Raw genomic sequence first — 11,872 nt, 5'->3', positions numbered from 1 at the left:
GGCGGCGGCGCGCCGGTCCAGGTGCAGCAGCAAGGCACGGAACCGGCGGCGCCGCCGTCCGACCGGCAGGGTAAATTCGTTTCCGTGGTGCTGGCCGACACCGAGGACGTGTGGACCGAACTGTTCCGCGCCAAGGGCGGCACCTACGTCAAGCCCAAGCTCAGGCTATTTACCGGCAGCACCGAAACCGCCTGCGGCACCGGGCAGTCCGCCGTCGGCCCCTTCTACTGCCCCGGCGACCAGAAAATCTACATCGACCTCAGCTTCTACCAGCTGATGCAGGAACGCTTCAAGGTCAACGGCGAGTTCGCGCAGGCCTACGTGATCGCGCACGAAGTGGGCCACCACGTGCAACACCTGAGCGGGATCTCGGACAAGGTGGACCAGCAGCGCCGCCGGGCGTCCGAACGCCAGGGCAACGCCTTGTCGGTGCGGCTGGAATTGCAGGCCGACTGCTTCGCCGGCGTGTGGGCCTACCACGCCAACCGCGCGCGCAGCATCCTGGAACAGGGCGATGTGGAAACGGCGCTCAACGCCGCCACCGCCATCGGCGACGACGCGCTGCAACGCCAGTCCCAGGGCCACGTGGTGCCGGATTCGTTTACGCACGGCAGCTCGGAGCAGCGCGTGCGCTGGTTCAAGCGCGGCATCGAAAGCGGCGACACCGCGCGCTGCAACACCTTCGACGCACAGCAGCAGCTGTAAGCGCCCAAGCCCGGCCAGCTACCGGAAAGCGACCCGCAGCAGCTGCTCCGGAGCGCCGCCGGCCACGCTGCTGCCGGGTACCACCATCAGCAGTTCGCCGCCAACGTCGCCGCGCCGGTCAATATCGATGCGCACCTTCAGCTTCTGGTCCAGCGCCACGAAGGTGTTGGGCGACACCGCCACAATCTGGTGCAGCCCCATCTCGCCCACTTCGGCGTACATGCGCGTGCCGACCCGCTTGAGCACCAGCACCTGCCCGTTCGACAGCTCATAGCCGCCCTTGAAGGCGCCGAAATCCGCCTCATCCATGTAGTGCCGGCGCGTCGGCGCGTCTATCCTCAGCTGAGGGGCCGGAATGGTTACCGTTTCCTCCTGCTGTGCGGTCTGAGCACTTGCGGGCAGCCACCCCGCACCCATGGACACCGCTCCCAATAATGCAGCCAGTATTAGTTTTTTCATGATAAGTACCATCCCTGTTTTGCTGGACCACCATCCGGACTAAATCCCCGCCTGCCTTGTGCAGCAGGTCCGGTTCATTGTAGGCAGGCGCGCTGCCGCTGGCGTCATCCAACTGGATGAGGCGGCAGCAAGGTGGCAGTGGAACCATGGATCAGGGCGATCAGTTCGCCTTGCCGGCGCGTCGAGGTCTTGCCGTACACGCGGTGCAGGTGGGTCTTGACAGTGTTGACGGTGACGCCGGTGGCCGTCGCGATGTCTTCCAGCGAGGCCCCCGCCGCCAGCGCCCGGCTCACCGCAGCCTCCGCCGGCGTGAGCTCGAACAGCTGCTGCAGCACCTCGGCAGACGCGGTCACGGTTTCCGGGTCGCGCGCCATGACGATGGCGCAGGGCCTGCCGCCACCCGTGCGGCCGCCGGCCAGCATGAAGGGCGCCACCGACAAGGTCAGCGGCAAATGGCCGCCGCGCGGCAGGCAGAGCGACTGCGGCGCCTGCGCCGGCCCGCCCAGCGCGCCGGGTTCCAGGCAGCGCACCGCGCGCCGCACCATGTGGGCCAGCGTTTGCGCGCCGCGCGAGGCAGTCTGCGCCAGGCGCGCGCCGCGCAACTGCAGCGGCGATTCGGCGCCAAACACCCTGCCGGCCGCGCCGTTCGCGTACAGCACCGTGAGCCCGGCGTCGAGCAGCACCACCGCCGTGGCCAGCGCGTCCAGCGCGGCCACGCTGCAATGCTCCGCCAGGTCGTTATGGGCCAGGCGGCTGCGCATTTGCAGCGCGCGTTCCAGATGGGGGAGGAAAGTGCTCAGCCAGCCCTCATCGGCGCCGGCCAGTGCGGTGCCGGCGCCGGCCGGCTGCAACAGCGCCGCCGCGTTGTGGGCGCCGAAGGCGACAGCAAGATCGGCACACAGGCCGGGCCAATGGTCTTCATGCAGGGCGGCATCGTACAGGCGCCCGATCAAATCGTATTGCAACGCCAGATCTCTCGCCTGCATAACGCCTCCGCCACCGCTGCCGCACGCCGCTGTCCGCCACCGCTGTCCAATACAACTATCAGCTTAGGACGCAGCACCGGGAATTGCCACTTATTCGGTAACATTTGGTATTTTTATCTATGATGTCCGGCGCGCATTGCCACGGCCAAACGTATAAGTGCGCCCTGGTGCATACTACGCATTTCCGCTCCACTATCCACGCCGCCATGCCTGCCGCCGCTACCGATACCGCCAACGCCGCCGTTGCCGATCCCGCGCTCGCCTTTTCGCGGCTGCGCCCGCGCCTGTTCTCCATCGCCTACCGCATGCTGGGCGTGCGCGCCGACGCCGAGGACGTGGTACAGGATGCCTGGCTGCGCTGGGACGGCAGCGCGCGCGACGCCCTGCAGTCGCCGGAAGCGTGGCTAGTCACCATCGTCACCCGCCTGTCGATCGACCGCCTGCGCGCCGCCAAGGCCGAGCGCGAATCCTATGCCGGCTGGTGGCTGCCGGAACCGCTGGTCGAAGTGGATGAGCGCACGCCGGAAACCCAGGCTGAGATGGCCGGAGAGCTGGGCGTGGCCTTCCTGTGGGTGCTGGAGCGCCTCTCGCCGGACGAGCGCGCCGCCTTCCTGCTGCGCCAGGTGTTCGACTACGACTACCGCGAAGTGGCCGAACTGCTGGGCAAGAGCGAAGCGACCTGCCGCCAGATGGTGCACCGCGCGCAGGAGCGGGTGCAGCAGGACCGCAAGCGCTTCGGCGTCGACCAGGAAGCGCACCGCAGCCTGCTGGCCAAATTCCTCGACGCCGCGCGCAGCGGCCAGGCTGCGGCCATCCAGGCGCTGCTGGCGGCCAACGTGGAACTGGTGAGCGACGGCGGCGGCAAAGTGCCGTCCTTCCCGCGCATCATCCACGGCACCGGCGCCGTAACGCGGCTGTTCTGCCGCACGCTGGACAAGCATCCGGGCCAGGTGGCGTACCGCATGGCCATGCTGAACGGCGAGCCGGGCATGCTGCGCTATATCGGCGGCAAGCTGGAATCGGCGCTGGCCTTCCTGGTGGTGGACGGCAGCATCGCCGGCATCTACGTGGTGCGCAATCCGGACAAGCTGGGCGGCGTGCCGCCATCCATCTGAACCGCCAGGCCCGGGCCGGCAGCGGCATGCAGCGGCGCGGCGCGGTTCCGCGCTAGGCGGCTTCGGCGCGGTTCCGCGCTAGGCGGCTTCGGCGCGGTTGCGGCCGTTCGCCTTGGCGCGGTACAGCGCCTGGTCGGCCGCGTGCAACAGGGCCGCGGCACCGTCGGCCGCAGCGCCTGCCGCGCCCAGCGTCGCACCCAACCCTGTTCCACCGCCTGCCGGGCTGCCTTGCGCCGGCACCGCCGCCGCCACGCCCACGCTGACCGTCACGCGCCCGAACGGCGACAGCGCGTGCGCCAGCGCCAGCGCCTCCACCGCCAGCCGCAGGCTGTCCGCCATGCGCAACGCTTCCTCGACGCTGGCGGCCGGCGCGATGAAGGCGAATTCCTCGCCGCCGTAGCGCGCCACGACGTCGCCGGCGCGGTGCAGGCCGCCCGCCAGCGCCTGCGCCACGCGCCGCAGGCAATCGTCGCCGGCGGCGTGGCCGTAGTGGTCGTTATAGGGTTTGAAATGATCCACGTCGAACATGGCCACGGCCAGCGCCTCGCCGCGCCGCGCCGCGCGCCGCCATTCGCGCTCCAGGGCGCCGTCGAAGCCGCGCCGGTTGGCGATGCCGGTCAGCGCGTCGGTGGCCGACAGCGCGGCCAGCTTCTGGTTCGATTCCTGCAGCGCGCGGGTGCGCTCGGCCACCATGGCCTCGAGCCCCGCCGCGCGCGCGGTCAGGCGGCGCACGCGCCAGCGGTACAGCACCGCCAGCAGCGCCAGCACGGCGGCCGCCAGCGCGGCGCGGAACCACCAGGTTTGCCACAGCGGCGGCGTGATGGTAATCGGCAGCACCACTTCGCTCTTGCTCTCCAGGCCTTTGTTGTTGCTGCCCATTATGCGCAAGCGGTAGCTGCCCGGGTTCAGATTGGTATAGGTCGCGACAGGCCGGCTGGCGTCGGCCTCCACCCAGTATTGATCGAAGCCTTCCAGCTTGTAGCGGTAGCCGTTGCGGCGCGGTTCGGCGTAGTGCAGGGCTGCGAACTCGAGGGTCAGCACGTCGGCGTGCCACGGCAGGGTGAGCGACTGCGGCGCCGTCACGCTGCCTTCCAGCACCACGCCGGCCGGCATGGCGCCCGGCCGCAGCGGACGGTTGAGCAGGCTGATGCCGGTGATGGCCAGCTGCGGCGGCCGCGACACGCTGCTGTGGATGGCCGGGTTGACGCTGGTGATGCCGCTGGTGCTGCCGAAGTACAGGCGGCCGTCGCTGCCGCGCGCGGACGCGTCCAGGTAGAAGCCTTCGGTCAGGCCGTCCTCCACCGAGTAGTGGGTCACGCTTTCGCTGACCGGCTCCAGCTTGGACAGGCCGGCCACCGTGCTGACCCACAGCATGCCGGAGCGGTCGGACTGGATCGCCTCCACCATCTGCTTGCCCAGGCTGCCCTTGGCGCTGAAGCGGCGCACTTCCATCTTGCCGTCGCGGAAGCGGATGCGGTTCAGGCCGCGCGCCGTGCCCACCCAGATATTGCCTGCGGCGTCCTCGTGCAGGCAGGTGATGCGGTCGCTGCTCAGGGTGGCAGCGTTGGCCGGGTCGCTGCGCACGCGGCTGAACTTGCCCGTTTCAGGGTCGCGCACATCGAGGCCGCCGCGGAAGAACTCGCCGGTCCACACCCTGCCCGCGCTGTCCTCCATCAGCGTGGTCACGCCGTCCACGCTGCGGCTGCCGGAATCGCGCGGGTCGTGCGCGTGCACCGTGTGCGCGCCGCTGGCGGTGTCGTAGCGCACCAGGCCGGCGCTCGTGCCCAGCCACAGCACGCCGCCGCGCCCGGGCGCGATGCGGTTGATGAAGTCGATGCCGCCGCTGCCGAAATGGATCGCCTGGAACGGCCCGTCCGGCCGCTCCAGCCGGTTCAGGCCGCGCGAGGTGCCGGCCCACAGCGGCCCGCCCGGCTGCTGGTACAGGCTGTAGACCACGTTGTTGCTCAGGGTGCCCGGCTGTTTCGGGTCGGCCGCGTAGTGCCGCAGCAGCTTGCGCGCGGCCGGGTCGAACAGCACCAGGCCGTCGTCCACGCCCAGCCACAGCTTGCCGTCCGGGGCCGCGCCCAGGCTGCGCACGAAATTGCTGGCCTTGAACACGTCCGGCGCCACGTCGCGCGGCACGATGCGCTCGAAGCCGTGGTAGCCCAGGTTGGCGCGGCTCACACCGTCCGTGAAGCTGCCCACCCACAGCGCGCCGGTGCGGTCGTGCATGGTGAGGTTGATGGCGTTGGTGGACAGGCTGTGGCTGTCCTCTGCGCGGCGCTGGTAGACCTGGAAGGTGTCCGTTGCGCGGTCCCAGCGCCACACGCCGGCGGTGCGGGTGCTGATCCACAGGTCGCCGCCCAGGTCCTCGTCCAGGTGGGTGACGCGGCCGGTCTGCTGCGGCAAGCGGCGCCGCGTCTCCCAGGGCGTGCCGGCCTTCCACAGCACCAGGCCGTCGTCCGTGCCTATCCACAGTTTGCCGGCGCTGTCGGCATGCAGCGCGCGCACGTCGTTGCCCTTGACGCTAGGCGCGGCCGGGTCGTCCACGCGGTAGTGCACGAAACTGCTGCTGCCGGGGGCCAGGTAATCCAGGCCCCCGGGCCAGGTGCCGGCCCAGATTCCACCCTGCGCGTCCATGGCCAGCGCGTTGATGTCGTTGTGGGCCAGGCTGTCCGGCCGCGCCGGGTCGTGCTGGTGGATCAGGAAGCGGCCGGTCTTCGGATTGAAGTGCTGCAGGCCGCCCCAGGTCGCCAGCCACATGCCGCCGGCCCCGTCGGAGATGATGCGGCGCACGATGCGGTAATTCTTCGGCCCCGAGTCCGGCACGTAGCGCACAAAGCCGTCGCTGGCCGGATCGTAGCGCACCAGGCCCTCGTCGGTGCCGGCCCAGATGCGGCCCTGCTCATCGCTGTAGAGCGCCGCGATGCGCCCGCCGGGCAGGCTGTGCGGATCGAGCGGGTCGTTCTGGTAGCGCACCGCCTGCCGGCCGTCGTAGCGGAACAGGCCGCCCTCTATCGTGCCTATCCAGATGAAACCCTGCCGGTCCTGCAGCATGGCGATGATCGATTGCGCGTCCGACCCCAGCGTGTCGACGCGCTTGAACGCCAGTGCCTGCGGCGCAGCTGCTGCGGGCGGCGCGGCTGCGGCAAGCTGGGCGGCCAGCAGGACGGCAAGGATGAGGGGGGCAAGTTTCATGGTCGGGGCCAGTATACGCATATCGCTTTCAGTGAAGCAACACTACGCCGCCGATTTGTCGTTATAATTTCCTCAATAAAAGTCAACCCGGCCGCCATGAACGTTTCAAATCCCTCACCCTCCCCGGCGCAGCGCCCGGCCAGGCGCGCCGCCCGGTTGCTGAAACGCGTGCTGCGGCCGCGCAGCGCGGGCTTCCGCTGGGGCGTGCTGGCGGTGGGCCTGGCGATCGCTTGCGTGCTGCTGCAGCGCCAGATCGTGTTTCAGCAGCACGGCAGCGAGCTGGCCGCCGCCACCAGCGAACTGGCCTCCAAAGTGCAGGGTGAAAGCAGCGAAAACAAGGTGATCGGCGGCGCCATCCTGATGGGGCTGGTCGAATCCAGCATCAAGCAGCTGCTCGAGGGCAAGCTGGCGTTCGACTCGAACGAGATCCACGCCGACTTCGCCGCCATCATCGACCAGTATGGCGCCGACAATGTGTTCGTGCTGTCCGGCGACGGCACCACCCTGGCTTATCTAAACAAGGAAGGCAAGGCCTCCGGCCTGGGCCGCAACCTGGCGTTCCGGCCCTACGTGCGGCGCGCGCTGGCCGGGCAAGCCACGGTCTACCCGGCCATCGGCGGCACCTCGCGCGAGCGCGGCCTGTACTTCGCGGCCCCGGTCCACGGCGGCAACAGCCGCGACACGCCGATCACCGGCGCCTATGCCATCAAGATGCCGGTGGCCGATATCGACCGCCTGCTGGAACGCACCGCCGACCCGGTGCTGCTGCTGTCGCCGGACGGCGTGGTGTTCGCCAGCAACCGCGCGGCCTGGCTGCTCAAGCTGGCCGGCCAGGTGAGCGTGGAGCGGCGCGAGGACCTGGTGCGCGGCAAGCAGTTCGGCAGCCTGTTCGACGACGACGGTCCGGAGCACTTGCACTTCAGCATCGAAGGCAAAGCGGCGTGGCTGAACGGCGCTTTCCATGCAGTGGCCTCGGCCCCGCTGAACTGGCCGGACGACAGCGGCAACCCGTGGCGCGTGGTGCGGCTGCAGGACCGCAGCGCGTGGCTGCCGCTGTGGCGCGATGTGGCCGTGGCAGCCGGCGCGCTGCTGGCCGTCTGGCTGCTGGCGCTGGTGGTCACGGGCCGCCAGCGCCAGCAGGAAGCGACGCGCCGGCTGCGCTTCGACAACGAGCAGCGCATGCGTGAAATTACCAACAACCTGCCGGTGGCGGTGTACCAGTTCCGCGTCGGCGTGGACGGCAGGCCGGTGTTCAACTTCATGAGTCCCGCCATCACCGCCATCACGGGCTTGCAGCCGAACGACGTGCTGGGCAACGGCAGCCTGCTGTTTTCGCTGCTGGACCCGGACGGCGAAGCCGGCCACGGCGGACTGCTGGCGCAGGTGGCCGAAGCGGCACTGCACCAGCGGCCGCTGCACCGCAGGCTGGCCTTCGGCGGCCATGCCGGCGCCGCGGGCACACGCTGGGTCGAGCTGCACTGCACCTGTGCGCACCAGCCCGACGGCAGCGACGTCTGGAACGGCTACCTGGCCGACATCACCGCCGAACACAATGCCACGCAGGCGCTGGGCGCAGCCAAGCAGGCGGCGGAAGACGCCACCCGCAGCAAATCCATGTTCCTGGCCAATATGAGCCATGAAATCCGCACCCCGATGAACGCCATCATCGGCATGAGCCACCTGGCGCTGAAGACCGGCCTGACGCCGCGCCAGCACGACTACGTGCAGAAAATACAGCGCGCCGGCCAGCACCTGCTGGGCATCATCAACGACATCCTGGACTTCTCCAAGATCGAAGCCGACAAGCTGCAGGTCGAGCACACCGCTTTCGAATTGAACCAGGTGCTGGAAAACGTGGCCACGGTGATCGCCGACAAGGTCAACGCCAAGGGCCTGGAACTGGTGTTCGACGTCGCCAGCGACGTGCCGGACAGCCTGGTGGGCGACCCGCTGCGGCTGGGCCAGATCCTGATCAACTACGCCAACAACGCCGTCAAGTTCACCGAGCGCGGCGAAGTGGACATCATGGTGCGGGTGCAGGCCAGCGGCGACGGCAAGGCGTTGCTGCGCTTCGCCGTGCGCGACACCGGCATCGGCCTGACGCAGCAGCAAATGGCGCAGCTGTTCCAGAGTTTCCAGCAGGCCGATTCCTCCACCACCCGCAAGTACGGCGGCACCGGCCTGGGGCTGGCCATTTCCAAGAAACTGGCCGAGCTGATGGGCGGCGCGGTGGGCGTGGAAAGCGAATATGGCAAGGGCTCCACCTTCTGGTTCACGGCCAGCCTGGCGATAGGCGAAGCGTCGCGCCGGGTGCTGCTGCCGCATCCGGACCTGCGCGGCCGCCGCATCCTGGTGGTGGACGACAACCAGAACGCGCGCGCGGTGCAAACCGGCATGCTGGCGTCGATGCGCTTTGAAGCCGGCGCGGCGGCGTCGGGCGAGGAGGCGCTGCAGCGCGTGCGGGCGGCGGCCGGCACACCGGAAGCGTTCGACGTGGTGCTGCTGGACTGGCAGATGCCGGGCATGAACGGCGCCGAAACCGCCGCCGCGCTGCAGGCGCTGGCGCGGGAACTGAAGCTGGAGCGTCCGCCGCGCCTGGCGATGGTGACCGCCTTCGGCCGCGAGGAAGTGCTGGCGCAGGCGCGCGCGGCCGGCATCGAGGACGTGCTGGTCAAGCCGGTCAATCCATCGGTGCTGCTGAACACCCTGATCCGCCTGCTGGGCGGCGATTACGAGGACGATCCGGAATATGCGCTGCGCGCCGCGCGCGCGCCGCTGTACGAATCCATGTCCGGCGCGCTGGCGGCGATAGGCGGCGCGCGGGTGCTGCTGGCCGAAGACAATGCGCTGAACCAGCAGGTTGCCACCGAGTTGCTGCAGGACGCCGGGCTGCTGGTGGAGGTGGCCGCAACCGGACTGGAAGTGCTGCAGATGGCAGGCGGGAAGCGCTACGACATCGTGCTGATGGACATGCAGATGCCGGAGATGGACGGCCTGGAAGCGACCCGCCGGCTGCGCGCCATGCCGGAACTGGCGCAGCTGCCCATCGTCGCCATGACCGCCAACGCCATGGACAGCGACCGTGAACAATGCCTGGCGGCCGGCATGGTGGATTTCGTCAGCAAGCCGATCGAACCGGACGAGCTGTGGCGCGCGCTGCTGCGCTGGATACCGCCGCGCCATGCCGCGTCGGCCGGGACAGCCGCAGCTGGCGGCCATGGCGCGCTCCAGGGCGCGGACCAGGGCAACGGCGCGCAAGCCGGCGATGACTGCGGGCTGCCCGCCACCATCTCCGGCCTGGACATGCAGGCCGGCCTGCGCCGCGTGCTGGGAAAAAGGCCGCGCTACCTGGCCATGCTGCGCGGCTTCGTCGCCAACCAGTCCGGCGCCGCCGCACAGATCGCCATCGCTGCCGATGCCGGCGACCACGGCACGGCAGAACGCCTGGCCCACACGCTCAAAGGCCTGGCAGGCAACATTGGCGCGGACGGCTTGCAGGACGCGGCCGCCGAACTGGAGAGAGCCTGCGGCGCTGCCGCGTTCGGCGGCGGGGACGCCGCCAGCCGCCACGCATTGAACGCCGCGCTGGACGCCGCCGCGCTCGCGCTCGACCAGCAAGTGGCAGCCATCAACGCGGCCCTGCCCGCCGAGGCGTGCGGCGCCGCAGCAGCGGTGACGGTCGATACCGCTCTGCGCGACGACGTCCGTGCCCAGCTGGTGCGCCTGCTGTCCGACGACGACGCCCAGGCCGAAAAAGTACTGATGGAACACCAGGCGCTGCTGGCCAGCGCCTATCCCGACCACATCCGCCGCCTTCAGCAAGCGATCGGCCAATTCGACTTTGAGACGGCGCTCGCCGTTCTGGAAGAAGTGCAAACATGAGCTATCCTCCCGGTTTTACCCGCAAGCCCGTGGTCCTGGTAGTGGACGACACCCCGGACAACCTTTCCCTGATGAGCGGACTGCTGTCGGCCGACTACACCGTCAAGGTGGCGCCAGGCGGCGCACGGGCACTGAAGATCGCCCAGGGCGACGTCCCGCCCGACCTGATCCTGCTCGACATCATGATGCCGGAGATGGACGGCTACGAAGTGTGCCGCCAGTTGAAGGCGGACCCGCGCACGGCCGCCATCCCGGTTATTTTCCTCACGGCGAAATCCGAAGTGAAGGACGAACAGCATGGCTTCAAGCTGGGCGCGGTGGACTACATCACCAAGCCGGTCAGCCCGCCCATCGTGCTGGCGCGCGTGCGCACGCACCTGACGCTGAAGGCCTCCGCCGACTTCCTGCGCGACAAGAACGACTACCTCGAAAAGGAAGTGGCGCGCCGCACCGACGAAGTGCGCGCGGTGCAGGACGTCACCATTCTCACCATGGCCTCGCTGGCGGAAACGCGCGACAACGACACCGGCAACCACATCCTGCGCACGCAGTGGTACGTGAAACTGCTGGCCGACCACCTGCAGCACCACCCGCGCTTCGCCGCCGAACTCACGCCGGCCTACATCGAGGTGCTGTTCAAGTCCGCGCCGCTGCACGACATCGGCAAGGTCGGCATCCCCGACCGCATCCTGCTCAAGCCTGGCCGCTTCGAACCGGACGAATGGGAAATCATGAAGACCCACTGCGCGCTGGGGCGCGACGCCATCGTTCACGCCGAGCAGCGGCTGGGCGTGGAAGTGCCTTTCCTCAGCTGCGCCAAGGAGATCGCCTACTCGCACCAGGAAAAATGGGACGGCAGCGGCTACCCCGAAGGCCTGGCGGGCGACGCCATTCCCCTGTCGGCGCGCCTGATGGCAATAGCCGACGTGTACGACGCGCTGATTTCACGCCGCGTCTACAAGGAGCCGATGCCGCACGCGAAAGCCGTGGCGCTGATCCGCGAAGGACGCGGCAGCCACTTCGACCCCGACATCCTGGACGCCTTCGTGGCGCTGGAAGCCGAATGCAAAGCCATTGCCGAACGCTACCTCGACAGCGATGAAGACCTGAAACTGCACGCGCAATGAACTACGAAAAACTCAACTTCCTGGTGGTGGACGACGTCCCCGCCATGTGCCAGATCACGGCCAACCAGCTGCGCGCATTGGGCGCGCTCGACGTGCATACCGCCGGCAATGGCGCGGACGCCTTGCGCCTGCTGCAAAGCCGCCCCATCGACCTGGTGCTGTCGGACTGGAACATGCCATTGATGGACGGCCTGGCGCTGCTGCGCCACATCCGCGCAGACGCCAGGCTGGCCCACATCCCCATGGTGATGGTGACGGCCGACGCGGACCGGGAGCGCATAGCGCAAGCCATCGGCAGCGGCGTGTCCGACCTGCTGGTCAAGCCGTACACGCGCCAGCGGCTGGAAGACAAGATCGCCGGCGCCTTGAGCCGCCGGGTGCGCGCACCCGGCACGGCGCC

Annotated in this window: 8 protein-coding genes; 5 read left to right on the top strand and 3 right to left on the bottom strand. The window is 69.0% G+C overall.

Annotated features, from left to right (window positions below; all coding sequences use genetic code 11):
* Positions 1-705: KPN_02809 family neutral zinc metallopeptidase (gene ypfJ / locus AC6H42_RS23935; protein ID WP_497549112.1), on the top strand; the 705-nt coding region annotated here is incomplete at its 5' end.
* Positions 706-723: 18 nt separating this feature from the next.
* On the opposite strand, the gene AC6H42_RS23930 is transcribed toward ypfJ, so the two are convergent.
* Positions 724-1,164, bottom strand: coding sequence for a hypothetical protein (locus AC6H42_RS23930; protein WP_157200919.1), 441 nt, complete (start codon positions 1,162-1,164; stop codon positions 724-726).
* Between the two features lie 104 nt (positions 1,165-1,268).
* A complete protein-coding gene (locus tag AC6H42_RS23925; RefSeq protein ID WP_082551794.1) occupies positions 1,269-2,150 on the bottom strand; it encodes a helix-turn-helix transcriptional regulator in 882 nt (293 codons plus the stop codon).
* 206 nt (positions 2,151-2,356) lie between these two features.
* Between AC6H42_RS23925 and AC6H42_RS23920 the strand changes: the two genes are divergently transcribed.
* Positions 2,357-3,265, top strand: a complete 909-nt coding sequence (locus tag AC6H42_RS23920) for an RNA polymerase sigma-70 factor (protein WP_057155327.1) — start codon at positions 2,357-2,359, stop codon at positions 3,263-3,265.
* A 78-nt stretch (positions 3,266-3,343) separates the two neighbouring features.
* On the opposite strand, the gene AC6H42_RS23915 is transcribed toward AC6H42_RS23920, so the two are convergent.
* A complete protein-coding gene (locus tag AC6H42_RS23915) occupies positions 3,344-6,463 on the bottom strand; it encodes a diguanylate cyclase (protein ID WP_497549111.1) in 3,120 nt (1,039 codons plus the stop codon).
* Positions 6,464-6,559: 96 nt separating this feature from the next.
* On the opposite strand from AC6H42_RS23915, the gene AC6H42_RS23910 reads away from it, so the two are divergent.
* The 3 genes from AC6H42_RS23910 to AC6H42_RS23900 form a co-directional block, all read left to right on the top strand.
* Complete coding sequence (locus AC6H42_RS23910) at positions 6,560-10,345, top strand: response regulator (protein WP_497549110.1); 3,786 nt, start codon at positions 6,560-6,562, stop codon at positions 10,343-10,345.
* Positions 10,342-11,472 carry a response regulator gene (locus tag AC6H42_RS23905; RefSeq protein ID WP_057155283.1) on the top strand — a complete coding sequence of 377 codons (1,131 nt, stop codon included), beginning with the start codon at positions 10,342-10,344 and terminating at the stop codon, positions 11,470-11,472. The genes AC6H42_RS23910 and AC6H42_RS23905 overlap by 4 nt, the downstream gene beginning before the upstream one ends.
* Positions 11,469-11,872 (top strand): response regulator (locus AC6H42_RS23900; protein ID WP_497549109.1); only part of this gene is annotated, 404 nt, incomplete at its 3' end. The genes AC6H42_RS23905 and AC6H42_RS23900, both read left to right, overlap by 4 nt.

Source organism: Massilia sp. NBRC 108631, assembly GCF_059704565.1.
The sequence above is the reverse complement of the archived record's forward strand: the minus strand, read 5'-3'. Positions and strand labels throughout refer to the sequence as shown.